The organism is Bradyrhizobium sp. B039 (assembly GCF_038965675.1).
GTDB lineage: Bacteria > Pseudomonadota > Alphaproteobacteria > Rhizobiales > Xanthobacteraceae > Bradyrhizobium > Bradyrhizobium diazoefficiens.
In genome coordinates this window covers 148261-171068 of record NZ_CP152416.1, presented here as the reverse complement: position 1 = coordinate 171068, position 22808 = coordinate 148261, and the positions used below count along the sequence as shown (strand labels likewise).

Below are 22808 nucleotides of genomic sequence, written 5' to 3'. Positions count from 1 at the left end.
AATGTCCGTCGTTATCCGCCTCGCCCGCGCAGGCACCAAGAAGCGTCCCGTCTATCACGTCGTCGTCGCCGACTCGCGCTTTCCGCGCGATGGCCGCTTCATCGAGCGTCTCGGCTACTTCAACCCGCTGCTGCCGAAGGACAACGAGGCGCGCCTCAAGCTCGACATGGAGAAGGTGAAGGCCTGGGTCGCCAAGGGCGCGCAGCCGTCGGACCGCGTGTCGCGTTTCCTCGACGCCGCCGGCGTCAAGAAGCGCGAAGCGCGCAACAACCCGCAGAAGGCCGTGCCGCGCAAGGAGCGCAAGGCGCAGGCCGAAGCTGCCGCGAAGGGTTAAGGCCAGACCATGTCGGCGCTGGTCTGCGTCGCGCGGATCGGCGCCGCGCATGGTGTGCGCGGTGCGGTCAAATTGTGGACCTTCACCGAAGATCCCTTCGCCATCAAGCGCTACGGTCCGCTTCTGTCCAAGGACGGCAAGCGCCAGTTCGAGGTCGCTCAGGCGCGCGAGGCGAAGGATCATCTGGTCGCGACGTTCAAGGGCGTCACGACCCGCGATGAGGCCGAGCGCCTCAACGGCATCGAGCTCTACGTCGCGCGCGAAAAGCTGCCCGCGACCGACGAGGACGAATATTACCACACCGATCTGATCGGACTCGCCGCCGTCACCACGGACGGCGATCCGCTCGGCCGCGTGCTCGCGATCCACAATTTCGGCGCCGGCGACATCATCGAGATCGCGCCGCCGAAGGGCACGTCCCTGCTGCTGCCGTTCTCCAACGCGGTGGTGCCGGAGGTCGATATAGCCGGCGGCCGCGTCGTGGTCGCCCTGCCGCAGGAGATCGCGGGCGAGGAGGCTGAAGAGCGCTAACCGCGCTCAGACTGTCTGGCGGCCCTGCTGCTCGAGCCAGTCGCAGAACACCGCGCGATGCGGATCGTCGTCGCGCCCTTCGGGAAAGTAAGCAAAATAGCTGCGGGCCGGCAGGCTGATGTTCGGAAACGGCGTCACCAGACGGCCGGCCGCGAGATCGTCGGCGATCAGTGCCGTCGGTCCCATGGCGACGCCGAGGCCGTCGAGCGCCGCCTGAAGCGTCAGATAGAAATGATCGAAGGTCAGCGACGCCGCGCCCTCCAGCGCGGACTCGCCTGCATCGGTCAGCCAGTCGCGCCACAGCCGCGGCATCGAGGTGACGTGCAGCAGCGTATGCCGGCTGAGATCCGCAACCTCGGTCAGCGGCAGCTTCGCGAGCAGAGCGGAACTGCACACCGGCAGCCGCTGCTCCGACAACAGGAAGCGCGACGCAAAGCCGTGAAAGGTGTCGGGGCCGCCGCGGATCACCACGTCGAACAGCTCGGGCAAGGCATCCACGGGATCGTTCGACGTCGACAGCCGCACCTCGATATCGGGATGCTCGGCACGAAACCTTGTCATGCGCGGCAACAGCCAGCGCAGGCTGAATGTCGCTAGCGCGTTGACGCGCAGCACCGCGGCCGGCGCCTCGCCGCGACGCTTGCGATGCTGCTGCACGGCGGCCGAGACCCGATCGAGCGCGGGCGCGAACTCTGCGAGCAGCGCGGCGCCAGCCGGCGTCAGCACCACCCGCCGCACCGATCGCCGGAACAGCGCCGGCGGCCCGAGCCAGGTCTCGAGCAGGCGGATCTGCTGGCTGACCGCGCCATGGGTCACGCCAAGCTCGCCGGCCGCCTCCTTGAAGCTGCCAAGCCGGGCCGCCGCCTCGAAGGCACGGACAGCGTTCAGGGGCGGCAGGCTGCGGCGAGGAACGAACATGGCCATACAATAGAATTTCTAGCGCATGATCCGATTATTACTGGTTTGTGACGGATTCTTGAAGGCCGCATAGTGGAGGCCAAAGCACTTACATAGCTTCGTCTTTCGACTGCTTTCGGTTTGAGATCGTGGCAATTCTCCCCTCAGGTTTTCTATCGCAATCGCAAACGGCCCCTCCCGGCGAGGAGACGCTGAGCAAGCCGCGCCGCACCCTGGCGGCGACCGGCATCAACCACGCCCTGCACGATGGCTACACCGACCTGATCTATGTGCTGCTGCCGGTCTGGCAGGCCGAATTCGCGCTCAGCTACGGGCTACTGGCGGTGATGCGCGGGCTCTATTCCGGCGCCATGGCCGGGCTGCAAATCCCGGTCGGCCGCCTCGCCGAGCGGATCGACGGCAAGATCCTGCTCGCGCTCGGCACGCTGCTCGCCGCGCTCGGCTATGTCCTGGCCGGACTGTCCGGCGGCGTCATGGGACTGGGCCTTGCGCTCCTCATATCCGGCGCGGGTTCGAGCACGCAGCATCCGCTCGCCTCGGCCGCAGTGTCGCGCGCCTATGGCAAGGCGGCGCGCGGACCGCTCGGCATCTATAATTTCAGCGGCGATCTCGGCAAGGCGGCACTCCCGGCCCTGACCGCGGTGCTGCTGGTGATCGTGTCGTGGCGGCACGCGCTGCTTCTGGTCGCACTGATGGGCCTAGTCGTTGCGCTCTGCCTCGCGCTGCTGATGCCGGCTGTCGGCAAGGGGTTTGCGCACAAATCAGCGGTCACGACGCAAGGCACGCATGCCGGCCGCGGCGGCTTCTCCTGGCTGCTCGCGATCGGGATTCTCGACAGTGCGGTGCGGATGGGCTTCCTCACCTTCCTGCCGTTCCTGCTGCGCGACAAGGGCGCCTCGCTGCCGACGAGCGGCTTTGCGCTGGCGATGGTCTTCATCGGCGGCGCCGCCGGCAAATTCACCTGCGGCTGGCTCGGCGAACGCGTCGGCACGATCCGCACCGTGCTTCTCACCGAGGGCGGCACCGCCGCGCTGATCCTCGCGGTGCTCGCATTGCCGCTGATCCCGGCGATCATCGTGCTGCCGCTGCTCGGCGTGATGCTCAACGGCACGTCCTCGGTTCTCTACGGCACGGTCCCCGAGCTCACATCGCCCCATCGCACCGAGCGCGCCTTCGCGCTGTTCTACACCGGCACGATCGGATCGGGCGCCATCGCGCCGGTGCTCTACGGCCTGCTCGGCGACGCCGTCGGTCCGACGCTGGCAACCGCGGCGACGGCCGTCACGGCGCTTGCGATCTGCCCGCTCGCGCTGGTGCTGGCATCGCATCTGCCGAATGACCGGCGAGCCTGAGGAATCCGAGGCCTCGACCTGTCGGCCGCAATGCCCTAACCAGCGGCGATGACGACTTCCTCACCCTGGCGCGCGACGGTGCTGACGCTGTTTCCGGAGATGTTTCCGGGACCGCTCGGCGTGAGCCTGGCCGGCCGCGCGCTGGCCTCCGGGCTCTGGCAGCTCGAGGCGCGGGACATCCGGGCCTCGGCGACCGACCGCCATCGCAGCGTCGACGACACCCCGGCCGGCGGCGGCCCGGGCATGGTGCTGCGGGCGGATGTTCTGGCGGCCGCCATCGACGCGGCGGAGATCGGTTCGGAACGCCCCCGCCTGCTGATGAGCCCGCGGGGTCGGCCATTGACCCAGGCTCGCGTCGTGGAGCTCGCCCGGGGCCCCGGCCCCCTAATCGTCTGCGGGCGGTTCGAAGGGATCGACCAGCGGGTGATCGACGGGCGGGGCTTGGAGGAGGTCTCGATCGGCGATTACGTGCTCTCCGGGGGCGAAATCGCGGCCCTGGCGCTGATTGACGCCTGCGTCCGACTGCTGCCGGGCGTGATGGGCAAGGAAGCCTCGGGAACCGAGGAGAGCTTCTCCGACGGCCTGCTCGAATACCCCCAATATACCCGCCCGCAACTGTTCGAGGGGGTTCCGATCCCCGAGATCCTGACCTCCGGCGATCACGCCAAGGTCGCGGCCTGGCGGCGGGCCGAAGCTGAGGCCCTGACGGCGGCCCGGCGGCCCGATTTATGGGCCCAGATCCCGGTCAAGGCTCCGAATCGGGCCGGTCGCCAAAAAACGCCAAAAAACAAGACAGACGGGTGACAAACGCTCCGGCTTGCCTTATAGCAGCGGCCAAATCCGCAATGGCTGGATAGACGAATTTTGCGCAGCCCCCGTTTGAAAAGGCTGGGCGCGCCGATGGAGATTTACCCATGAACCTGATCAAGCAGCTCGAACAAGAGCAATTCGACAAGCTGTCCGCCGGCAAGGACATTCCGGAATTCGGTCCCGGCGACACCGTGATCGTCAACGTGAAGGTCGTCGAAGGCGACCGCACTCGCGTGCAGGCCTATGAAGGCGTCTGCATCGGCCGTTCCGGCGGTGGCCTCAACGAGAGCTTCACCGTGCGCAAGATTTCGTACGGCGAGGGCGTCGAGCGCGTGTTCCCGGTGATGTCGCCGATGATCGACTCGATCAAGGTCGTGCGCCGCGGCAAGGTGCGTCGCGCCAAGCTCTATTACCTCCGCAACCTTCGCGGCAAGTCGGCCCGCATCGTCGAAAAGCAGGACCGCCAGGCTGCCGTCGGCGAGTAAGCTCCGCCCACCAGGCAAGTTTCGAAGAGCGCGGGGCCGAACGCCCCGCGCTTTTTTGTTGCGTCAGCCGTGCGCGTCAAAGCCCTCGCGCTTCCAAATCTCCCTGCTATATATTCTTGGAATGTTTCCAGATCTGACCAGCCTCGCCCCCGTCAAGCGCATCGTCATAGACGATCGCTCGCGGCTGCCTGGCCGGTTCTTCGGACGCTTCGCGACCTCGGCAACGTCAGAGCTTACGCGCGCAGCCTAAAAGCTGCGCCGACGATTTTGTTGCCCGCGCGCCATCCGCGCATATCCGCTGACACAACATTCCCGGAGCTCAAGCTCATGTCCAAGCCGACCACCCTGTACGACAAGATCTGGAACGACCATCTGGTGCACGAAGCCGACGATGGCACCTGCCTGCTCTATATCGACCGCCATCTGGTGCACGAGGTGACCTCGCCGCAGGCGTTCGAAGGTCTGCGCGCGACCGGGCGCAAGGTCCACGCGCCCGAGAAGACGCTCGCCGTCGTCGACCACAACGTGCCGACCACCGACCGCACCAAGCCGAATCCGGATCCGGAGAGCATCGAGCAGATCAAGGCGCTGGCCGACAATGCCAGGGAATTCGGCATCGAATATTACAACGAGTTCGACAAGCGCCAGGGCATCGTCCACGTCATCGGCCCCGAGCAGGGCTTCACCCTGCCCGGCACCACCATCGTCTGCGGTGACAGCCACACCTCGACGCATGGCGCGTTCGGCGCGCTCGCGCACGGCATCGGCACCTCCGAGGTCGAGCACGTGCTGGCGACGCAGACGCTGATCCAGAAGAAGGCCAAGAACATGCGCGTCACCGTCGACGGCAAATTGCCTGACGGCGTGACCGGCAAGGACATCATCCTCGCCATCATCGGCGAAATCGGCACCGCGGGCGGCACCGGCTACGTGCTGGAATACGCCGGCGAGGCGATCCGCGCGCTCAGCATGGAAGGCCGCATGACGGTCTGCAACATGTCGATCGAAGGCGGCGCCCGCGCCGGCCTCGTCGCCCCCGACCAGAAAGCCTACGACTTCCTGCGCGACCGCCCCAAGGCGCCGAAGGGCGCGGCCTGGGACGCGGCGATGCGCTATTGGGAGAAACTGCGCTCCGACGACGGCGCGCATTTCGATCACGAGCTGCGGCTCGACGCGGCCAAGCTGCCGCCGATCGTGACCTGGGGCACCTCGCCCGAAGACGTCATCTCGGTGACCGGCATCGTCCCGGACCCCGACAAGATCGCGGACGAGGCCAAGCGTCTCTCCAAGCACCGCGCCTTGAAGTACATGGGCCTGACGGCGGGGACCAAGATCACCGACATCAAGCTCGATCGCGTCTTCATCGGCTCCTGCACCAACGGCCGCATCGAGGATCTGCGCGCCGCCGCCAAGATCGCGGAAGGCAAGCAGGTCTCCGCCAGCGTCAACGCCATGGTGGTGCCGGGCTCCGGCATCGTGAAGGAGCAGGCCGAGGCCGAGGGTCTGGACAAGATCTTCATCAAGGCCGGCTTCGAATGGCGCGAGCCGGGCTGCTCGATGTGCCTTGCCATGAACCCGGACAAGCTGAAGCCGGAAGAGCGCTGCGCCTCGACCTCGAACCGCAATTTCGAGGGCCGCCAGGGCTTCAAGGGCCGCACGCATCTGGTGTCGCCGGCGATGGCGGCGGCAGCTGCGATCGCGGGTCACTTCGTCGACGTCAGGGAGTGGCGCTAAGCCGCTCCCCGCAATTTGAGCTAAAGCGGCAAACCGCCGTTAATCGCCAGCGCCGACACTGCGTCTTCGCGACGACTTCGCGAGGACACGCCTGATGGCCAACAAGCCTGAATATGTCGATCTGATCAGCGAGGCGACCCGCCAGCACCGGCGGCGCGCGACACCCTTGCGCATCGTCGCCAAGCCGGAGGTCGAGGAGACCTCAAAGCTCAGCCGCTGGCCGCCGGCGATGTTCAAGCAGTGGAAGCTCGAGAACCTGATGCGGTGGAAAGCTTCGTCGTGGAAGCTGAAGGATTGGCTCTGAATCAAAGAGCACCACTATCCGCAGTCATTCCGGGGCGCCCATAGGGCGAACCCGGAATCTCGAGATTCCGGGTCTGGCGCTAACCCGCCATCCCGGAATGACTGCGCTGATTTCAGGCGTAACTCACATCACCAATAGCGGTACGGATAGTGCCAGCGATGCCAATGGTGCCAGCGGCAGATGCGGCGCGGGCCGTAATAGGTCCAGATGATCCGGCAGCGGCGCGGATAGTGGTAGTAGGGATAGTAGCCGCCGTAATAATAGCGCCGGTGGAAGTGGCGATAGCCGTAATGCGGGCGATAGGCTCCGTAGCGATGGAATCCGCCGCCGCCATAGTGGTGAACTCCGCCGTAGCGAATGCCGCCGCCGTGAAAGGCCGGCGCGGCGCGGAAGCCGCCGCCATGGAAGCCGCCAAAATGTCCTCCGCCACCGCGGAAGCCACCGCCGCCGCCGCCGTGAAAATGTCCGCCACCACCATGTCCCCCGCCGCCGTGGCGAACCTGCGTAACGAGGTCGTCGCTTGCGGCCTTCGCTGCCGGCAACGCCGTCGGATTGATTGGAGTCATCGCCTCGGCGCGGCGCGCCGTCCCGGCCGACAGCATCAGCGTGGCAACGGCCGCCAGCCCGAGCAAGCGTATCGGACCTGTCCCAACACCCAGAATCCTCAGCATCGAATTCTCCTGAACCTGGACAGCGGCATTGCGGCGCAGCGCCTCGCGCCACCGCTGCTCATTTGGCTGTTCATTCGCGGTCGCTCCCAAGATTAAATTAGGGACAGCGACGTGAACGCGTCATGAATGAACGATGTTGCGGGCAACGCGCCGCGGCGCAGTGCCGCGATGGGAGGAGTTCTTGCAATGACTGTCTACGCGATCGCGCAATTGAAGATGACGGACCGCGCGGCCTATGACCGCTACCAGGCGCGGTTCTTCGATGTGTTCAGGAAGTACAGCGGGCGGCTTCTCGCGGCCGACGAACAGCCCCACGTGCTCGAAGGCGCCTGGCCCTATGACAAACTTGTCATGATGTCGTTTCCCGACGAAGCCGCGTTTGTTGCCTTCTCCACCTCAGCCGACTACGAGGACATCTCGCGCGATCGCAAGGCGGGCGCGCAGGCGACCGTGCTGCTGGTGAAGGGATTTGCGCCTGCCGGCTAGCGCGTCACCACCACGGTCCGAAACCGAGCACGAAGGGAGCGGGCACACCGTAGGGATAGGGACGGTAGTAGACAGGCCGCGCGTAGTAGCGCGGATCACGGGACGCAGAGTGCCGCGCAATGTCGTCATGTCGCGTGTGTCGTCGCGCATCAAAAACTGCGATCCCCGCCGAGGCATCCGGCTTCGTCATTCTCTGCACCGCGGAAGCGCGAGGCATGGCGGCGGCGAGCCCAACGATAACGGCCAATGCAATCCATCGCGTCATGAGGACCTCCGCGCCCAGCATGCGGGCTTCGTTCTTGCGGTGCACGCGCTGACCAGGCGTTACGACACAAGGATTAGGCCCGGACCCTAGAGCCTTGAGACTGAATAGGCTATGGATGAACGCGCCCCGGACATGAATGCAGAGGGCGCGACAAGTTCCTGAGTCCCGGCGCAACATTTCAGGCGCTGCCAAAACCGGCCGTCAGCGACGAACGTATCTTCTGGTCGAGCGAATGCAGGAGATGGTCATGCCGAATTCCAGCGGATTGCGGATATCTCGCCTCGTGATCGCAGCGAGCCTTGCACTCGGTGCGAGCTCGGCGATTGCCGCGCAGGGACCGGGCGTCGAGGCCGGCGCGGCAAGCCCGCTGACTCAGCTCGTGATGACGATCCTGGTCTATGGCGCGTCCGCAGCTGTCGTCGGCGCCGGCCTGATCGGCGCGCTCCGCGGGCATTGAAGGGGGCGTCAGCCTCGGCGCCAGTAGCAGCTCATATGCGGCACGATCACCGTGCCGCTGGGCCGGTATTCCTGCACATAGGTCGCGTTGCACTCGCGGACCGCATCGGGACCGGGATTGTAGCGCGGATAGACGCCGTCCGGGCTGTAATAGGGCGTGACACGCAGGCGCGCCGGAGGGCGCCTGCGTGGCGGCGGCGCGTCGGGCGAGACGGCCTGGGCCAGCCGGATTTCAGGGGCGGCCGTCTGCGTCTGAGCATTGGCTCCGCCGCCGACAAAAAAAGTCGAAAACAACCCCATGCACAGTAGAACCAGAACTGCTGTTCCCGCCCGCATCGCACCACCACTGACCTGAGCCAACCCCTTGATGCGCCGTACGCTCCCCGTTTTCGCGCGCGGCGTCAACGCTCCTTCTTGGCCCGATCCTATAAAGCGGGATGCAACGCCGCGGAACCCGCGCTATGAGGGTCTCATGTGGACGGAATTGAAAGCGCCCTCGCTGGCCGAGATGGAAGCGACGGCACACGACATCTTCGAGCGCCTGCCAGCGGAGTTCCGCGGCCTCTGCGAGGGCGTGATCCTGCGCGTCGACGACTTCCCGACCGAGGACGTCATGGACGAGATGGAGTGCGAGAGCGAGTTCGACCTGCTCGGCCTGTTCCAGGGCGTCGGCCTGCCCCAGCAGAGTTTTGGCGATGTGGCGCGGCTGCCCAACATGGTCTGGCTCTACCGGCGGCCGATCCTGGATTACTGGGCCGAGCACGACGAAAGCCTCGGCCATATCGTCCGCCACGTCCTGATCCACGAAATCGGCCACCATTTTGGTCTTTCGGACGACGATATGGCGGCAATCGAGGCTCGGGCGGAGTAGGACGCGGGTTTATCAAGGCCCGGCGCAGCAACAAGCAGGCAATGTCTCAAAAGGGAGGGCACATGGCCAAACCACCTCTTAGGCTGGCACCGGACTTAGAGTGGTCCGATATGGTGGCAGGCTATGCCGTTGAGGAATTGATCGCCGGGCAGCTAGTCACTCGGGAGCAAGCAGACTTTGCTCAGCGGATCATCGCGCAGCAGATTCACATTTTTCTCGTATCAGGCTCTCGCCCAACTGACGAAACTTCAAACTGAGATACGACCGACAAGCATCGTCAGTCGATAGTCGGACCAGCCCGCGAGCGACAGCGACACCTGCTGATAGTGCAGCAGCCCCATGGTCGGATGAGCGAACGCACGCTCGCCGCCTTCGCGTGCCAAAACCCCCTGCGTCTCCCAGCAGCGTTCGAAGTCGGCGCTTCCAACTCGCAATTCCTCGACGAGCCGGCGAATGTCCGGATCGTCGGAATAGGCTGTGACGGCGGCGCGGAATTCCGCGACGACGCGTTGCGCGCGCGAGGTCCAGTCGAGGATCAATGTTCGCGCCTCGGGCCTGAGGAAGATGTAGCGCAGCAGATTTTTTTCACCGTCAGCGTCGAGCCATCCGGCAAACAGAACCGACGCTTTCGCATTCCAACGACGCGCGCCCCATGTGCGATCGAGAATGTAGGCCGGACCGTCGATCGCATCGACGCAGGCCAGCACCTCCTCCGGCGGATCGTCGCTGTGGCCGGGACGCTCGGGATCGCGCCTGCCCCCAACTTCGAACAGATAGCTGCGCTCGGCGCGTGACAGGCGCAATCCGCGCGCGAGGCGCGCAAGTGTCGACGCCGAGACGGAGACATCGCGACCCTGCTCAATCCACGTGTACCAGGTGACGCTCAATCCGCAGAGCTGAGCGACCTCCTCGCGCCGGAGGCCGGGCGTGCGCCGCCGTGCTCCGGTGGCGAGGCCGAATTCTGCCGGAGACTGGCGCTCCCGGAGCGCGCGCAGGAGCGCGCTGAGCGAAAGAGCTGGAGCGATCGGGTCTGGTCCTTTCATGGTGGTTTTTATACCAGCATAAATAATATTCTTAAACGGGTATAAAAAGCATGCTTAGCTCTTTTCCGGTGGCGGCGTTGCTGCGGAAAGGACCAGCGGGCATGGGCAGGCAATTCACTGGGATCGAACCCGAGCACAGGGCTTTCATCGAACGGCAGAAGATATTCTTCGTCGCGAGCGCCCCGCCAAAGGGGCGCATCAACGTGTCTCCCAAGGGCCTGTCGTCGTTCCGGGTGCTGGGAGAGAGCGACGTTGCCTATCTCGACTGCACCGGCAGCGGCAGCGAGACCCGCGCGCACCTGAGCGCCTCCGAGGACAAGCGGCTGACCATCATGTTTTGCGCCTTCGACGGCCCCCCGATGATCCTGCGGCTCTATGGCGAGGGTCGATCGCTCATGCGCGGCACGCCGGAATATTCCGATCTCGTTTCGGAGTTCGAGGACATCGCCGGGGTGCGCCAGATCGTCCGCCTCTCAGTCGACCTGGTGCAGACGTCGTGCGGCATGGGCGTGCCCCTGTTCGACTACAAGCAGGAACGCGGCAGCCTGATCCGCTACTGGACGGCGCAGGGCGTCAGCAACTTACGAAAATACTGGGGCCTGAAGAACATGAAGAGCATCGACGGCCTGCCGACCGGCTTTGTCCCCGACAGCATGGCTCCGCCAGTCTGACAGACCAAGATTGCCGAATCCGGCCTAGGATTCGTGCGGCAACCGGGCTAAATAGCCCTCCCCTGACGACAAACCGGGAAGCCAAGATGGACAAGTTCACCACGCTGGAAGGCGTCGCGGCGCCGCTGAAGATCATCAATGTCGACACCGACATGATCATTCCGAAGCAGTACCTCAAGACCATCAAGCGCACCGGCCTTGGCAAGGGGCTCTTCTCCGAGCAGCGCTACAAGGACGACGGCAGCGAGAACCCTGATTTCGTCCTCAACCAGCCCGCCTATCGCAATTCGAAGGTGCTGGTGGCCGGCGACAATTTCGGCTGCGGCTCGAGCCGCGAGCACGCGCCCTGGGCGCTGCTCGACTTCGGCATCCGCTGCGTGATCTCGACCTCGTTCGGCGACATCTTCTACAACAACTGCTTCAAGAACGGCATTCTGCCGATCCGCGTCTCCCAGGAAGACCTCGACAAGCTGTTCGACGACGCCGAGCGCGGCGCCAACGCGACGCTGACGATCGACCTGCCGAACCAGGAGATCCGCGGCCCTGACGGCGGCAAGGTCAAGTTCGAGATCGACCCGTTCCGCAAGCACTGCCTGATCAACGGCCTCGACGACATCGGTCTCACCATGGAGAAGAAGGCCTCGATCGACACCTACGAGGACAAGCTCAAGCGCGAACGCGCCTGGGCGTGATCTCGATATCCGGTTCAAGCCCCGGTGCTGATTGCGCCGGGGCTTTTTCTTTGCCCTGATTATCCCCTATAGCTTCCGCGCATGCTGCCCGACATCGTCACCTTCTGGCACGGCCCGATGGACGCCCTGCGCCAGACCTGTCTGCGCTCGCAGCTTGCGGCCGGCCACAAGGTCACGGTCTACAGTTTCGACACCATTCCCGGCCTGCCGGCAGGCATCGAGAATGCCGAGGCCGAAGCGATCCTCCCGCACGCATTCTCAGAGCGCTTGCGGCCGCCGCAGCCGGACGGCAGCTGGCGCGACTGGACCACGCTTCAGTTCAGCGATTTCTTCCGCATGAAGCTGATGGCGAAGGGCCTCGGCCTCTGGCTCGATGCCGACGTATTGCTCTTGAAGCCCGTCGTGATCGACCCGGCAAAGCCCTATTTCGCCTGGGAGCGGCCGCGCCAGCTCGGCAATTCCGTGATCTATCTGCCGGCGGAGCACGGCATCGTCGCCGCCTTCGAGGAATTGATGGAGCAGGAAGAGCTGACGCCGAACTGGCTGTCGGTGCGCCATCGCATCACCTTCATGATGCGCCGCCTGCGCGGCGGCTCGAACCGCCTCTCCGATATTCGCGTTGCGATCTTCGGGCCGGCCGCGCTGACCGCGCTCGCGCGCCGCACAGGAGAATTGCAGAACGCGCTGCCGAAGCAGTCGTTCTACGCCGTGCATGCCGAGCCAAAATTGTTCTTCGATCCCTCGAGCTATCTCGGCCTCGTCACCGACCCCCAGATAATCGGCCTGCACATCTCGCCCAAGGGACGCGGTAGCGAAAAACCGATCCCGGGCAGCCTGTATGCCTGGGCGACGGAGCGGTTCGGCTAGCTGTCGCGCAGGAAGTGCGCTCCCTCTCCCGCTTGCGGGAGAGGGTTGGGGAGAGGGTGTCTCCGCAGGCGAGCCCCCCAAGAGGAGAAAGCCCTCACCCGGCGCTTCGCGCCGACCTCTCCCGCAAGCGGGAGAGGTTGACCACCTCGCAGCCCGCTCTTCCTGTTTGATCCAGCGCAACGCGCTCCTGCATCATTGTGCCTAATCTGGTTCCAATTTCACGACCCCAAGAGGAGCCTCGCATGAGCACCGCAAGCAGGCCTTATCCCATCGTTCAGGATCTCATCGACTCCTTTGCGAGCTGGCTGAAGCATCGCCGCGAGATGAACGAAATGCGGCAGCTCGACCGCGCCGATTTCGACCGGATCGCGAGCGATCTCAGGATCGCGCCTGATGATCTCGAAGAGCTGGTCCGCCATGGCAAGCACGCCGCCGATGAGCTGCCCAAGATGCTGGAGCAGCTCGGCATCAGTGCGGAAGGGCTCGGACGCGCGCAGCCGCTGCTGCTGCGCGACATGGAGCGGGTCTGCTCGCTCTGCGGTCACAAGGGACAGTGCGACCGCGATCTCGCCGACGGCACCGCCGCGGAGAACTACCACGGTTATTGCGGCAATGCCGCGACGCTGGAATCGCTCGAGCGCGCAGACGTGGAGACGCATTGAGCGGTCGTCCGCACCGATCGATGCCCTGGCGACGGACGCGTCGCCGGCGCTAGATCACACCGGTTCGCGCGCAAGCCTCGCGCCGGGCAAATCCCTTCACGAGCTTCCTGCAGGCGCGATAACGCTCTTCCATGCTCGCGCCGCCGACGCTCGCCGGAGCGTGCGGCTCGGCAGTGCTCTCCTTTCTGACGGGATGCGGCTGCGAGGTCTTTTCGCGCTTGGTTGAAGGCTCGACATCCTCCGGCACCGGCACAAGCTGCCAGACCGGACGAAGCTCTATGCTCGCCGTCTCGGATGGCTTCTCCTTCCTGAAGGAAGAGAGGGCCAGAACGTTCTTCTCCATCCTGACCGTAACTGGCGTCCCGGTGATCGAGAATTTGTTGTCCGTAATGTACTCTGCGAACGATTGATACCCGGCCTCGTCTTTGACCCACGATGCCTTTGTCGGCGGCCCCCAGAGATAGTACCCCTTGGCCAATCCCGTGGCGGACACCTCGGTAACGATCAGCATGGCATAGCGTCCCTTGCCATTCGTCCACCCACGCTTGTTGGACCACACGCCAACAAATTTGGAATCGGATTTGGGCTGGACGTCGTGACCGGACGAGATCGTGAAGCTCGGCAGCTTGAGCTGCTGCGCGGCCGCGATGGCAGCAACTTTCTGGTTATCCTCGGGCGCAAAAACGTTTCGGACGACGGCTTTCGTATCTGGTCCCTGGCGCCGGCTCGCATCCGATGCCGGAGAGGCGGTGAGGGACGGCACGGCCGCCACTTCGCTGGCCTTGAGATCCTTGATCCGCTGGCGAGCCTCTGCAGCATGGCCGCTGCGCGGATATCTTGCCAGAAACTCCTCAAACAGGCCCGCCACGGTCGACGTCTGGATCGCCAGCCAAAACTTCTCGTCCTCTGCGGGAGCCGCGGCCGCCGGCGGTGATGCGGCTGGCGCCTGAGCGCTCGCGGCAGGCGCCTTCAGGTAGATCTCCTCCTTCGACAGGGAGCCGTACACGAAGGGCTGCTGTTCGCGTTTGGTCGCCGCCATCACGTCGTCGCGGACCCGGCGAAACAGAAACGATATCTCGAGGCCCGGTGTTTCAATGTGGCGAAGCAACGACGCGGTAAAGGGGCTGTTCCGGCCATCGCCGTCACTCGCCGTGGTGCCGTCGCGGGCGGCGTAGGCAATCAGAACATTGTCGGAGGGCTCAGTCGGCGCGAGCCCACGAGCTACGGCCCGGGTGGCGATCGACCGCTTCATCTTCGCTGCGAACGGATTGTTGCGGCACGCGTCGAGAATGACTAGGCCCAGCTTCCGGGCCTTCGAGACCTGAAGGCTCACGGAGCGCAGGCTGATGGCCTCGCTCTCGATGTCGGTGTCGCTGCGCAGCTCTGCGCTAACCGGAATCAGCCAGTTCTCGCCGCTGACCTCCATGCCGTGCCCCGCGTAGAACACCACGGCGAGATCGGCTCCCTCGGCAGCCCGGCCGAACTCGACGACGGCCTTCCTCATCTCTTGCGCGTTGGCGTTCTTGACCTGAGTAATCTTGAAATCGAGACGCTCGAGGGCGCGGCCGATGTCGGCCGCATCGCGCGTCGGGTTCGGCAACTCAGGCACTTTCTCATAGGCGCCGTTGCCGATGACGAGCGCAACCCGGGCCTGCTGTGCAAGCGCTGGCGAGACGAAGGAGAGTGACGAGGCGAGGAGGACGGCGACCCAAAAAATGCGCATCAAATACTTGCCCGGATCAAATATCGGGCGCGAGCGTAGCATTGTCCGTCACCACCGCAACGGGAAAAGCTGCGGTCGCTTAGGGACGACTTGAATGCGACCGGGTCGCTCAGCCCTTGCTCATCGCGGCGATCGCGTCCGCGATCTCGATGGTACGCTTGGCCATGTCGGCGTGGAGCCGCTCGACCATCGCACCGTCGAGGCGGATCGCGCCGCGCGAGACGTTCTCGGGCAATTCGAACGCCGCGATGATTTTTCGCGCGCGCGCGACTTCTTCTTCCGGCGGCGTGAAGATCGCGTTGCAGGCTTCGATCTGCGAGGGGTGGATCAGCGTCTTGCCGTCGAAGCCGAGGTCGCGGCCCTGCGCGCATTCGGTGGCGAAACCGTCGGAATTGTTGATGTCGCTGTAGGGGCCGTCGAGGATTTCGAGGCCGTGGGCGCGCGTCGCCAGGATGCAGTGGGTGATCATCGGGATCATCGCGGCGCGGCCGGGCAGCATCTTGATGCGCGTCTCGCGCGAGATGTCGTTCGGGCCGAACACGAAACCGGAGAGGCGGCTCGTTGGATTGCGCCCGGCGGCGGCCAGCTCCTCGGCATGGAGCACGGCGCGCGCGGTCTCGATCATGGCCCAGACCTTCACGGTCGGCGCGGCGCCGAGCTCGGCGAGGCGGCGGCCGATCGCGTCGAGATCTTCGACGCTTGAAACTTTTGGAACCAGGATGCCGTCAGGCGATGCCTTGGCCGCCATCGCGACGTCATCGGCCCACCAGGGCGTATCGAGACCGTTGGTCCGGATCAGGATCTCGCGCTTGCCGAACCCCTTGGCCGCGATCGCGGCGGCGATTCCGTCGCGTGCCGCTGCCTTAGCGTCAGGGGCGACGGAATCCTCGAGATCGAGGATCAGGCCGTCGGCGGCCAGATTCCGCGCCTTCTCCAGCGCGCGGGGGTTCGAGCCGGGCATGAACAGATGGCTGCGGCGCGGGCGGGTCATGCGAATGGTCCTTCCGGTTTCCTCATATCTCTTCTGACCTGAGCCGATAGCATCTGGCATGCCTATTCGAAAGGCTTGTTCGCCCCTGCGGTATATGGTTAGGCATAGGCCATGGTCACATTCCCGAAGCATTTGCTGGAAGGCTACCAAGCCTTCGCCACCCAGCGGCTGCCGACCGAGCAGACCCGCTATCGCGAGCTGTCGGTGAAGGGGCAGTTCCCGGAAGTGATGGTGATCGGCTGCTGCGACAGCCGCGTCTCGCCCGAGGTGATCTTCGACGTCGGCCCGGGTGAATTGTTCGTCGTCCGCAACATCGCCAACCTGGTGCCGGTGTATCAGCCCGACGGCAACGCGCACGGCGTCTCGGCCGCGCTCGAATATGCCGTGACGGTGCTGAAGGTGAAGCACATCGTGGTGCTCGGGCACGCGCAATGCGGCGGCATCCGCGCCTTCGTCGACAAGATCGAGCCGCTCACCCCCGGCGACTTCATCGGCAAATGGATGCAGATGTTCATCAAGCCCGGCGAAGTGGTCGAGCAGCGCGACCACGAATCGATGGCGCAATTCGTCGAGCGCATCGAAAAGGCCGCGGTGTTCCGCAGCCTGGAAAACCTGATGACCTTCCCGTTCGTGCAGAAGGCGGTCGATGCCGGCCAGATGCAGACCCACGGCGCCTATTTCGGCGTCGCCGAGGGATCGCTGTTCGTGCTGGACAAGGTCGCGAAGGAATTCCGCAGCGTCAAGGACGCGGCGTAGTCGATCTCGTAAACTGGCGCATCAAACGAGATCGTCGTCCCGGACAAGCGGAGCTCTTGGCAACGCGCAGCGTTGTCCAGAGCGGAGCGCCGATCCGGGACGACGAGAGGCGTGGGCGAAGGCTTACGCCGCCTTCTTCTTCGCGCTGATCAGCTTGCGGTTGATCAGCACTTCCGCGATCTGGATCGCGTTGAGGGCTGCGCCCTTGCGCAAATTGTCGGACACGCACCACAGTACGAGGCCGTTCTCCACTGTCGCGTCCTCGCGGATGCGGCTGATATAGGTCGCGTCCTCGCCGGCGGCTTCATACGGCGTGGCGTAGCCGCCGGGCTCATGCTTGTCGATGACGAGGCAGCCGGGCGCCGTGCGCAGGATGTTGCGCGCTTCGTCGGCGCTGATCGGATTCTCGAACTCGATGTTGACGGCCTCGGAGTGGCCGACGAAGACAGGCACGCGCACGCAGGTCGCGGAGAGCTTGATCTTGGGATCAAGAATCTTCTTGGTCTCCATCATCATCTTCCACTCTTCCTTGGTGTAGCCGTCCTCCATGAAGACGTCGATCTGGGGAATGATGTTGAAGGCGATGCGCGCGGGAAACTTCTTATTGACGATCTCGCTGTTGGTGTAGACGGCCTTGGTCTGCGAGAACAATTCGTCCATCGCATCCTTGCCGGCGCCCGACACCGATTGATAGGTGGAGACCACGACGCGCTTGATGGTCGCCTTGTCGTGCAGCGGCTTCAGCGCGACCACGAGCTGCGCGGTCGAGCAGTTCGGGTTGGCGATGATGTTCTTCGTCTTGAAGCCCGCGGCCGCATCCGCGTTCACCTCGGGCACGATCAGCGGCACGTCCGGGTCCATGCGCCAGGCCGAAGAATTGTCGATCACGACCGTGCCGGCGGCGCCGATCTTCGGCGACCATTCCTTCGACACCGAGCCGCCCGCCGACATCAGGCAGATGTCGACGTCGGAGAAGTCGTAATGCTCGAGCGCTTTGACCTTCAGGGTGCGGTCGCCATAGGAGACCTCGACGCCGACGCTGCGGCGTGACGCGAGGGCCACGACCTCGTCCGCGGGGAATTTGCGCTCATCGAGGATGTTGAGCATTTCCCGTCCGACATTGCCGGTCGCGCCGACGACTGCGACTTTGTAACCCATCGTTCACTCTCCGATGAAAAAGCCCGTTCCCGAAGCTGACGCTTAAACAGGAAGAGCAGCGCTTCTATGCGAGAACCGGCCTCAAGACAACGTTGGACCATGCCTGAAGGCAATGGATGCAGTCGCCTGAGGCCAGCACGGCCGCAACTCCCACCCAGATCCATCTGGCGCTCGCCAATTTCGCCGACGAGGTCGTCGGCACGCTGGCGCGCCTGTTCGCCTATGTGGGGACGCTGGTGCTGTTTGCCATCCTGGGCCTTGCGGCCTTGGGTCAGCTCCCGAGCCTGCGCGACGACGATCCGGCGCTGAAGCCGGGCTGGAGCGTGGCCGACCACTCGCATCCGGCCTTCGCCATCAGCCGGCTAAATTCATCAGATAAAACAGCCACTTATACCATCCTGCGACATCCCGAAGGTGGCCGCCGGGACGTGATGCGCTGGACTGGCGAGGCAGACCGGCCCGTCGCCGAGCTCGATATTTACCGGGAAGGCGGCGAATTCGACGTGGCGCGCCCGGCCACAGCAGACCTGGCCGTCCAGATGGGACTTGGTGCGGCCGCCCCGCTCGAGCAGGCCGGCCTGATCGACACGAAATTCGGCCCGGTCGCCCTGTATCGGCCGACCGGCACGGCGCAGGCGTGCCTTGGCTATCTCAAGCGCAGCGAGGAGCCGGCGCTCCAGATCTCCGGCTTCTCCTGCCAGGGCGAGACGCTGCCCGCCCAGCGCGCGGCCATCGCCTGCACGCTGAACCGGCTGACGCTGCTCACCTCGGGCAACGAGCCGAAGCTGGCGGAATTGTTCGCCCGTGCCGAGCTCAAGCGCAGAGGTTGTGACCCCGAGGGCTCGCCCGACTGGCTGCTGGGCGCCGCGAACGCGCAATTGCGCGGGGCGCTTTGACCGGCATCAAGCTCAAGTGGCTGGTATTCATGCAACTTTTGCCGGCGCGCACGATTATTCCGCCCTGGTGTGACCCAATAGACCTAGTTGCGGCCACCCCGACCGGGCTAGTATGGGTCGAAATCGACTGGCGGCTTGCCGCCTGAAGGGGACGTGATGAGCTCGAAATTTTCTGCCGCGAACAAATTGGCGACGTTGCTTGCGGCGGGCGCCGCGATTGCCATGGTCTTCGCGGCACCGGCTTCGGCCGACACCAGGACCAAGCAGCGCTATGACGATCGCGGCCGGCCCGTTTACGGCCCGAGCGGCCCCAACACGGTCTATCAGCAGGGACGCACCCGCATCTATGTGAGCAAGCGCTCCTGGCTCGACGGCGGCACCGAGGTCAATCCGGGCGATCGCAAGTTCTCCGACTACGCCTTCCCGCCGGCGGTGGGCTATCCGTCCTTCGCCCGCGAGAACCTCAACCGCCCGATCGATCGCCAGCCGCTGTCCCCGCCGTCCGATGTCGGCGGCTATCCGCAGAACTTCCCGCTGTACTGAGGCGGACGCAGGCACCGAATCAAATGGCCGGGCTCGCGCCCGGCCATTTTGTTTTCTCGCACCGTCATTCCGGGATGGTGCGCAAGCACCAGACCCAGAATGACGGCACTTGCCGCTTACGCGTGCAGCTTCTGCAATTCCTTCAGGATCGCTTCGCCCATCTGCGTGGTCGAGGCGGCCGTGGTGCCTTCCGACTTGATGTCGGCGGTGCGCAGGCCGCTGGCCAGCACGGCGGCGATCGCGGCATCGACCTTGTCGGCGAGCGCGCCCATGTCGAAGGAGTAGCGCAGCGCCATGCCGAAGGACGAGATCATCGCGATCGGATTGGCGAGGCCCTTGCCGGCGATGTCAGGCGCCGAGCCGTGCACGGGCTCGTACAGCGCCTTGCGCTTCTTGCTCTTGACGTCGACCTCGCCGAGCGAGGCCGAGGGCAGCATGCCGAGCGAGCCGGTCAGCATCGCCGCGATGTCGGACAGCATGTCGCCGAACAGATTGTCCGTGACGATGACGTCGAACTGCTTCGGCCACTTCACCAGCATCATGCCGCCGGAATCGGCGAGCTGATGCTCGAGCGTGACGTCGGGATATTCGCGCTTGTGGACCTGGGTCACGACCTCGTTCCAGAGCACGCCCGATTTCATGACGTTGCGCTTCTCCATCGACGTCACCTTGTTCTTGCGCTTCTTGGCAAGGTCGAAGGCGACGCGGGCGATGCGCTCGATCTCATAGGTGTCGTAGACCTGGGTATCGATGGCGCGCTTCTGGCCGTTGCCGAGATCGGTGATGGTCTTGGGCTCGCCGAAATAGACGCCGCCGGTGAGCTCGCGCACGATCATGATGTCGAGGCCCTCGACCGCCTCGCGCTTCAGGCTCGAGGCATCGGCCAGCGCGGGGTAGCACACCGCGGGGCGGAGGTTGGCGAACAGGCCGAGATCCTTGCGCAGGCGCAGCAGGCCGGCTTCGGGACGCACCTCGTAGGGAACGGCATCCCACTTGGGACCACCGACCGCGCCGAAGATGATGGCGTCGGCGGCCAGCGCCTTGGCCATGTCGCCCTCGGAGATCGACACCTTGTGCGCGTCATAGGCGGAGCCGCCGACGAGGCCGGTGTCGGTCTCGAATTTGGCGATCCCGGCCGAATTGAGCCAGTCGATCAGCCGCTTCACCTCGCCCATCACCTCGGGGCCGATACCGTCGCCGGGGAGCAGCAGCAGTTTGTGGGTCGCCATGGTCGTTTCCTTCTCGATCCTCTCTCGTCATTCCGGGACGCGCCTCCTGGCGCGGGCGGGGAATCCATAACCACCAGCCGGGGTTATGGATTCCGGGCTCGCCCGCTTCGCGTGCGCCCCGGAATGACGGCCGGCCGGAGTGCTAGAGCGGCGTTGCGCGCTTGGCAAGACACCATTGCCGCGCCGCGGCTGTGCAAGACCGGCAGGGCCTGCCACAGTGCGGGACGCCGGAGTACCCCCTTGCACGCGCCTGACCGCCCCCCGCCCGACGCGCACCCCGCGCGGCTGATCCTGATCCTGTCGCTGGCAGCGACCGTCGGGCTCGGCATCGGCCGCTTTGCCTATGCGCTGGTGCTGCCCGACATGCGGGAGACCCTCGGCTGGTCCTACTCGGCGGCCGGTTTCATGAACACCATCAACGCCGTCGGCTACCTCGTGGGCGCACTGGTGGCGTCCAGGCTGATCCAGCGCATCGGCTGGTCGGCCGCGATCCGCGGCGGAACCCTCGCCTGCGTCGCCGCCCTCGCCACTTGCGCGCTGACGGGGAATTTCGTCGCGCTGAGCCTCGCACGCCTGGTGCTGGGCCTGGGTGCCGCAGCCGGATTCGTCGCCGGCGGCGCGCTGGCCGCTTCGATCGCGCAGTCGCAGCCCGCGCGGGCGAATTTCCTGCTCAGCCTGTTCTATGCCGGCCCCGGGATCGGCATTCTCGCCTCGGGGCTGATCGCACCGTTCACGCTGCAGTATTTCGGGCCGGGCTCGTGGTGGCTGGTGTGGTGGGCGATGACGCTGCTCTCGGCCGCGATGACCGTCCCGCTGTTCCTGGTCCGCATCGAGAGCCGCGTGCGTTTCACTGAAGGCAGCCACGCCTCGTTCGCGATTCTCCCCGTTCTGATCTATCTCGCCGGCTACTTCCTGTTCGGCGCCGGCTACATCGCCTACATGACCTTCATGATCGCCTATGTGCGCGACGGCGGTGGCGGAGCCGCGGCGCAGGCGGCGTTCTGGAGCCTGATCGGCCTCAGTGCCTTCGTCACGCCGTGGGTCTGGCGCGGCGTCCTCGCGCTCGATCGCGGCGGGCTTGCCACCGCCATCATCCTCGGCACCAACGCGCTCGGCGCAGCCTTGCCGATGCTGGGGCATTCGCCGGCGTGGCTCGCGGTCTCGGCGGTCGTGTTCGGCGTCGCCTTCTTCGCGGTGGTCGGCTCGACCACGGCCTTCGTCCGCTTCAACTATCCGCCCGAGGTATGGCCGACCGCGATCGCGGCGATGACGATCTCGTTCGGCGTCGGCCAGACGCTGGGGCCGATCGTGGTCGGCGCCATCACGGATGCGCTGGGCAGCCTGAGTTACGCGCTGAACGTCTCGGCGGCGCTGCTGGCGTTGGGCGCGGTGGCGGCGCTGTGCCAGCGGAAGGTGGGGCCGGCCCGGCAATCGGTACCGTAGGGTGGGCAAAGCGAAGCGTGCCCACGATCTCTAAAATAACGGGAAGGTGGTGGGCACGGCGCGTTGCGCCTTTGCCCACCCTACGGCAGCACGCGCTTCGCGAGCCCCGGAATGACTGCCTCAATCAGCTCCCGCTGAACGAATTATACCCCTGGTCTTCCCAGTAGCCGCCCTTGTAGTCGTTGGTGACTTCCATCGAGACCACGTATTTCGGGTTCTTGAAGCCGAGCTTGGTCGGCACGCGGATCTTCATCGGGAAGCCGTAGGCGCGCGGCAAAATCTCGTTGGCATATTTGAACGTCATCTGGGTCTGCGGATGCAGCGCGCTGCGCATGTCGAGAGGCGAGTTGTAGCCGTCCTTGTCGGCGCACTGGAACCAGACATATTTGGCGCGCGTGTCGGCGCCGATCAGCTTGAGGAAATCGCGGAGCGGCGTGCCGGTCCAGCTGCCGATCGCGCTCCAGCCCTCGACGCAGATGTGACGGGTGATCTGCGTGACCTGCGGCAGCTTATAGAGCTCGTCCAGCGTCCAGGACTTCTTGTTGTCGACGAGGCCGCGCACTTCGAGCTTCCAGTCCGCGGCCGAAACCTCCGGCGCGTCGTCGAGATCGTAGTAGGCGTTGAATGGAAACGGCTTCGTGATCGCGCTCTCGGGGAAGGTCGGCGCCAGCGCGTCGGGATTGAAGATGAAGGCCTGCACCGCGTCGTTGAACTTCGAGACCTGCGCCAGCAGCGTATCGGCCGAGGACGAGTCCACGACGTCGCAGCCGGTCAGCAGCGTCAGCGCGCCGAGGCTGGCGCCGCCCGCGATGAAGCGGCGACGGGTAAAATCCGGCATCGTCTTGATGGCGTCCTTGATGAGCAACCGCTTGTCAACGCCGGGGATCAGGAATGAACGCTTGGCCATCGCTATTCTC

At 65.0% G+C, this 22808-nt stretch carries 28 protein-coding genes; 19 read left to right on the top strand and 9 right to left on the bottom strand.

Translation table 11 applies throughout. From position 1 onward, the window contains the following. Window position 1 precedes the first annotated feature (1 nt). Entirely contained in the window at window positions 2-334 is a 333-nt protein-coding gene (rpsP, locus tag AAFG50_RS00845; protein WP_011083313.1) for a 30S ribosomal protein S16, read from the top strand. 9 nt (window positions 335-343) lie between these two features. After that, window positions 344-865, top strand: a complete 522-nt coding sequence (rimM, locus tag AAFG50_RS00840) for a ribosome maturation factor RimM (RefSeq protein ID WP_028174886.1) — start codon at window positions 344-346, stop codon at window positions 863-865. Between the two features lie 6 nt (window positions 866-871). Here rimM and AAFG50_RS00835 read toward each other — a convergent pair whose 3' ends face one another. Further along, window positions 872-1783 carry a LysR substrate-binding domain-containing protein gene (locus AAFG50_RS00835; RefSeq protein ID WP_028174887.1) on the bottom strand — a complete coding sequence of 304 codons (912 nt, stop codon included), beginning with the start codon at window positions 1781-1783 and terminating at the stop codon, window positions 872-874. 128 nt (window positions 1784-1911) lie between these two features. Here AAFG50_RS00835 and AAFG50_RS00830 point away from each other — a divergent pair, with 128 nt between their 5' ends. From AAFG50_RS00830 to AAFG50_RS00810, 5 genes are all read left to right on the top strand, one after another. Next, complete coding sequence (locus AAFG50_RS00830) at window positions 1912-3135, top strand: MFS transporter (RefSeq protein ID WP_074076431.1); 1224 nt, start codon at window positions 1912-1914, stop codon at window positions 3133-3135. A gap of 48 nt (window positions 3136-3183) precedes the next feature. Beyond that, window positions 3184-3939, top strand: coding sequence for a tRNA (guanosine(37)-N1)-methyltransferase TrmD (trmD, locus tag AAFG50_RS00825; RefSeq protein ID WP_028174889.1), 756 nt, complete (start codon window positions 3184-3186; stop codon window positions 3937-3939). Window positions 3940-4049: 110 nt separating this feature from the next. Next, the gene (gene rplS, locus AAFG50_RS00820) at window positions 4050-4430 is read left to right on the top strand and encodes a 50S ribosomal protein L19 (RefSeq protein ID WP_011083318.1); all 381 of its coding nucleotides are present in this window, start codon (window positions 4050-4052) and stop codon (window positions 4428-4430) included. A 327-nt stretch (window positions 4431-4757) separates the two neighbouring features. Continuing rightward, window positions 4758-6164 carry a 3-isopropylmalate dehydratase large subunit gene (leuC, locus tag AAFG50_RS00815; RefSeq protein ID WP_011083319.1) on the top strand — a complete coding sequence of 469 codons (1407 nt, stop codon included), beginning with the start codon at window positions 4758-4760 and terminating at the stop codon, window positions 6162-6164. A gap of 94 nt (window positions 6165-6258) precedes the next feature. After that, window positions 6259-6468 (top strand): hypothetical protein, encoded by a 210-nt coding sequence (locus tag AAFG50_RS00810; RefSeq protein WP_028174890.1) that lies wholly within the window; start codon window positions 6259-6261, stop codon window positions 6466-6468. 128 nt (window positions 6469-6596) lie between these two features. Here AAFG50_RS00810 and AAFG50_RS00805 read toward each other — a convergent pair whose 3' ends face one another. Then, entirely contained in the window at window positions 6597-7139 is a 543-nt protein-coding gene (locus AAFG50_RS00805) for a hypothetical protein (RefSeq protein ID WP_028174891.1), read from the bottom strand. 186 nt (window positions 7140-7325) lie between these two features. Between AAFG50_RS00805 and AAFG50_RS00800 the strand changes: the two genes are divergently transcribed. Both AAFG50_RS00800 and AAFG50_RS00795 read left to right on the top strand, forming a co-directional pair. Beyond that, window positions 7326-7625, top strand: coding sequence for a DUF1330 domain-containing protein (locus AAFG50_RS00800; protein WP_028174892.1), 300 nt, complete (start codon window positions 7326-7328; stop codon window positions 7623-7625). Window positions 7626-8137: 512 nt separating this feature from the next. Beyond that, entirely contained in the window at window positions 8138-8347 is a 210-nt protein-coding gene (locus AAFG50_RS00795) for a hypothetical protein (protein WP_162185886.1), read from the top strand. An 8-nt stretch (window positions 8348-8355) separates the two neighbouring features. On the opposite strand, the gene AAFG50_RS00790 is transcribed toward AAFG50_RS00795, so the two are convergent. Then, a complete protein-coding gene (locus AAFG50_RS00790) occupies window positions 8356-8646 on the bottom strand; it encodes a hypothetical protein (RefSeq protein ID WP_028174895.1) in 291 nt (96 codons plus the stop codon). Window positions 8647-8818: 172 nt separating this feature from the next. Between AAFG50_RS00790 and AAFG50_RS00785 the strand changes: the two genes are divergently transcribed. Then, entirely contained in the window at window positions 8819-9217 is a 399-nt protein-coding gene (locus AAFG50_RS00785) for a metallopeptidase family protein (protein ID WP_028174896.1), read from the top strand. A gap of 62 nt (window positions 9218-9279) precedes the next feature. Then, the gene (locus AAFG50_RS00780; RefSeq protein WP_039186418.1) at window positions 9280-9474 is read left to right on the top strand and encodes a hypothetical protein; all 195 of its coding nucleotides are present in this window, start codon (window positions 9280-9282) and stop codon (window positions 9472-9474) included. Here AAFG50_RS00780 and AAFG50_RS00775 read toward each other — a convergent pair. Then, window positions 9466-10260 carry a helix-turn-helix transcriptional regulator gene (locus tag AAFG50_RS00775; protein WP_028174898.1) on the bottom strand — a complete coding sequence of 265 codons (795 nt, stop codon included), beginning with the start codon at window positions 10258-10260 and terminating at the stop codon, window positions 9466-9468. The genes AAFG50_RS00780 and AAFG50_RS00775 overlap by 9 nt on opposite strands. Window positions 10261-10361: 101 nt before the next feature. On the opposite strand from AAFG50_RS00775, the gene AAFG50_RS00770 reads away from it, so the two are divergent. From AAFG50_RS00770 to AAFG50_RS00755, 4 genes are all read left to right on the top strand, one after another. Continuing rightward, complete coding sequence (locus tag AAFG50_RS00770; RefSeq protein ID WP_028174899.1) at window positions 10362-10931, top strand: pyridoxamine 5'-phosphate oxidase family protein; 570 nt, start codon at window positions 10362-10364, stop codon at window positions 10929-10931. A gap of 86 nt (window positions 10932-11017) precedes the next feature. Next, window positions 11018-11623, top strand: a complete 606-nt coding sequence (gene leuD, locus AAFG50_RS00765; RefSeq protein WP_028174900.1) for a 3-isopropylmalate dehydratase small subunit — start codon at window positions 11018-11020, stop codon at window positions 11621-11623. An 81-nt stretch (window positions 11624-11704) separates the two neighbouring features. After that, window positions 11705-12490 carry a hypothetical protein gene (locus AAFG50_RS00760; RefSeq protein WP_028174901.1) on the top strand — a complete coding sequence of 262 codons (786 nt, stop codon included), beginning with the start codon at window positions 11705-11707 and terminating at the stop codon, window positions 12488-12490. A gap of 242 nt (window positions 12491-12732) precedes the next feature. Next, window positions 12733-13152 carry a hypothetical protein gene (locus tag AAFG50_RS00755; protein ID WP_028174902.1) on the top strand — a complete coding sequence of 140 codons (420 nt, stop codon included), beginning with the start codon at window positions 12733-12735 and terminating at the stop codon, window positions 13150-13152. A 49-nt stretch (window positions 13153-13201) separates the two neighbouring features. Here the strand turns inward: AAFG50_RS00755 and AAFG50_RS00750 are convergent, their stop codons facing one another. Together AAFG50_RS00750 and AAFG50_RS00745 are read right to left on the bottom strand one after the other, a co-directional pair. Continuing rightward, entirely contained in the window at window positions 13202-14917 is a 1716-nt protein-coding gene (locus AAFG50_RS00750; protein ID WP_049832545.1) for a caspase family protein, read from the bottom strand. Between the two features lie 67 nt (window positions 14918-14984). Then, window positions 14985-15866, bottom strand: a complete 882-nt coding sequence (locus AAFG50_RS00745; RefSeq protein ID WP_028174903.1) for a CoA ester lyase — start codon at window positions 15864-15866, stop codon at window positions 14985-14987. Window positions 15867-15977: 111 nt separating this feature from the next. On the opposite strand from AAFG50_RS00745, the gene AAFG50_RS00740 reads away from it, so the two are divergent. Then, the gene (locus AAFG50_RS00740; RefSeq protein ID WP_011083331.1) at window positions 15978-16622 is read left to right on the top strand and encodes a carbonic anhydrase; all 645 of its coding nucleotides are present in this window, start codon (window positions 15978-15980) and stop codon (window positions 16620-16622) included. A 123-nt stretch (window positions 16623-16745) separates the two neighbouring features. Here the strand turns inward: AAFG50_RS00740 and AAFG50_RS00735 are convergent, their stop codons facing one another. Next, the gene (locus tag AAFG50_RS00735; protein ID WP_011083332.1) at window positions 16746-17780 is read right to left on the bottom strand and encodes an aspartate-semialdehyde dehydrogenase; all 1035 of its coding nucleotides are present in this window, start codon (window positions 17778-17780) and stop codon (window positions 16746-16748) included. A 116-nt stretch (window positions 17781-17896) separates the two neighbouring features. Here AAFG50_RS00735 and AAFG50_RS00730 point away from each other — a divergent pair, with 116 nt between their 5' ends. Together AAFG50_RS00730 and AAFG50_RS00725 are read left to right on the top strand one after the other, a co-directional pair. After that, window positions 17897-18676, top strand: coding sequence for a hypothetical protein (locus tag AAFG50_RS00730; RefSeq protein WP_028174904.1), 780 nt, complete (start codon window positions 17897-17899; stop codon window positions 18674-18676). Window positions 18677-18832: 156 nt separating this feature from the next. Beyond that, entirely contained in the window at window positions 18833-19219 is a 387-nt protein-coding gene (locus AAFG50_RS00725) for a hypothetical protein (protein ID WP_028174905.1), read from the top strand. Between the two features lie 116 nt (window positions 19220-19335). On the opposite strand, the gene leuB is transcribed toward AAFG50_RS00725, so the two are convergent. After that, window positions 19336-20448 carry a 3-isopropylmalate dehydrogenase gene (gene leuB, locus AAFG50_RS00720; protein ID WP_011083334.1) on the bottom strand — a complete coding sequence of 371 codons (1113 nt, stop codon included), beginning with the start codon at window positions 20446-20448 and terminating at the stop codon, window positions 19336-19338. A gap of 240 nt (window positions 20449-20688) precedes the next feature. Between leuB and AAFG50_RS00715 the strand changes: the two genes are divergently transcribed. After that, window positions 20689-21891 (top strand): YbfB/YjiJ family MFS transporter, encoded by a 1203-nt coding sequence (locus AAFG50_RS00715; RefSeq protein WP_028174906.1) that lies wholly within the window; start codon window positions 20689-20691, stop codon window positions 21889-21891. A 124-nt stretch (window positions 21892-22015) separates the two neighbouring features. Here AAFG50_RS00715 and AAFG50_RS00710 read toward each other — a convergent pair whose 3' ends face one another. After that, window positions 22016-22798 carry a molybdopterin-binding protein gene (locus AAFG50_RS00710; RefSeq protein WP_028174907.1) on the bottom strand — a complete coding sequence of 261 codons (783 nt, stop codon included), beginning with the start codon at window positions 22796-22798 and terminating at the stop codon, window positions 22016-22018. Window positions 22799-22808: the final 10 nt, after the last annotated feature.

Excerpts from the sequence above, each read along its gene's own strand:
- rpsP (WP_011083313.1), top strand. The coding sequence starts at position 2 with ATGTCCGTCGTTATCCGCCTCGCCCGCGCAGGCACCAAGAAGCGTCCC.
- rimM (WP_028174886.1), top strand. The coding sequence starts at position 344 with ATGTCGGCGCTGGTCTGCGTCGCGCGGATCGGCGCCGCGCATGGTGTG.
- AAFG50_RS00835 (WP_028174887.1), bottom strand. The coding sequence starts at position 1,783 with ATGTTCGTTCCTCGCCGCAGCCTGCCGCCCCTGAACGCTGTCCGTGCC.
- trmD (WP_028174889.1), top strand. The coding sequence starts at position 3,184 with ATGACGACTTCCTCACCCTGGCGCGCGACGGTGCTGACGCTGTTTCCG.
- rplS (WP_011083318.1), top strand. The coding sequence starts at position 4,050 with ATGAACCTGATCAAGCAGCTCGAACAAGAGCAATTCGACAAGCTGTCC.
- leuC (WP_011083319.1), top strand. The coding sequence starts at position 4,758 with ATGTCCAAGCCGACCACCCTGTACGACAAGATCTGGAACGACCATCTG.
- AAFG50_RS00810 (WP_028174890.1), top strand. The coding sequence starts at position 6,259 with ATGGCCAACAAGCCTGAATATGTCGATCTGATCAGCGAGGCGACCCGC.
- AAFG50_RS00805 (WP_028174891.1), bottom strand. The coding sequence starts at position 7,139 with ATGCTGAGGATTCTGGGTGTTGGGACAGGTCCGATACGCTTGCTCGGG.
- AAFG50_RS00800 (WP_028174892.1), top strand. The coding sequence starts at position 7,326 with ATGACTGTCTACGCGATCGCGCAATTGAAGATGACGGACCGCGCGGCC.
- AAFG50_RS00795 (WP_162185886.1), top strand. The coding sequence starts at position 8,138 with ATGCCGAATTCCAGCGGATTGCGGATATCTCGCCTCGTGATCGCAGCG.
- AAFG50_RS00790 (WP_028174895.1), bottom strand. The coding sequence starts at position 8,646 with ATGGGGTTGTTTTCGACTTTTTTTGTCGGCGGCGGAGCCAATGCTCAG.
- AAFG50_RS00785 (WP_028174896.1), top strand. The coding sequence starts at position 8,819 with ATGTGGACGGAATTGAAAGCGCCCTCGCTGGCCGAGATGGAAGCGACG.
- AAFG50_RS00780 (WP_039186418.1), top strand. The coding sequence starts at position 9,280 with ATGGCCAAACCACCTCTTAGGCTGGCACCGGACTTAGAGTGGTCCGAT.
- AAFG50_RS00775 (WP_028174898.1), bottom strand. The coding sequence starts at position 10,260 with ATGAAAGGACCAGACCCGATCGCTCCAGCTCTTTCGCTCAGCGCGCTC.
- AAFG50_RS00770 (WP_028174899.1), top strand. The coding sequence starts at position 10,362 with ATGGGCAGGCAATTCACTGGGATCGAACCCGAGCACAGGGCTTTCATC.
- leuD (WP_028174900.1), top strand. The coding sequence starts at position 11,018 with ATGGACAAGTTCACCACGCTGGAAGGCGTCGCGGCGCCGCTGAAGATC.
- AAFG50_RS00760 (WP_028174901.1), top strand. The coding sequence starts at position 11,705 with ATGCTGCCCGACATCGTCACCTTCTGGCACGGCCCGATGGACGCCCTG.
- AAFG50_RS00755 (WP_028174902.1), top strand. The coding sequence starts at position 12,733 with ATGAGCACCGCAAGCAGGCCTTATCCCATCGTTCAGGATCTCATCGAC.
- AAFG50_RS00750 (WP_049832545.1), bottom strand. The coding sequence starts at position 14,917 with ATGCTACGCTCGCGCCCGATATTTGATCCGGGCAAGTATTTGATGCGC.
- AAFG50_RS00745 (WP_028174903.1), bottom strand. The coding sequence starts at position 15,866 with ATGACCCGCCCGCGCCGCAGCCATCTGTTCATGCCCGGCTCGAACCCC.
- AAFG50_RS00740 (WP_011083331.1), top strand. The coding sequence starts at position 15,978 with ATGGTCACATTCCCGAAGCATTTGCTGGAAGGCTACCAAGCCTTCGCC.
- AAFG50_RS00735 (WP_011083332.1), bottom strand. The coding sequence starts at position 17,780 with ATGGGTTACAAAGTCGCAGTCGTCGGCGCGACCGGCAATGTCGGACGG.
- AAFG50_RS00730 (WP_028174904.1), top strand. The coding sequence starts at position 17,897 with ATGCAGTCGCCTGAGGCCAGCACGGCCGCAACTCCCACCCAGATCCAT.
- AAFG50_RS00725 (WP_028174905.1), top strand. The coding sequence starts at position 18,833 with ATGAGCTCGAAATTTTCTGCCGCGAACAAATTGGCGACGTTGCTTGCG.
- leuB (WP_011083334.1), bottom strand. The coding sequence starts at position 20,448 with ATGGCGACCCACAAACTGCTGCTGCTCCCCGGCGACGGTATCGGCCCC.
- AAFG50_RS00710 (WP_028174907.1), bottom strand. The coding sequence starts at position 22,798 with ATGGCCAAGCGTTCATTCCTGATCCCCGGCGTTGACAAGCGGTTGCTC.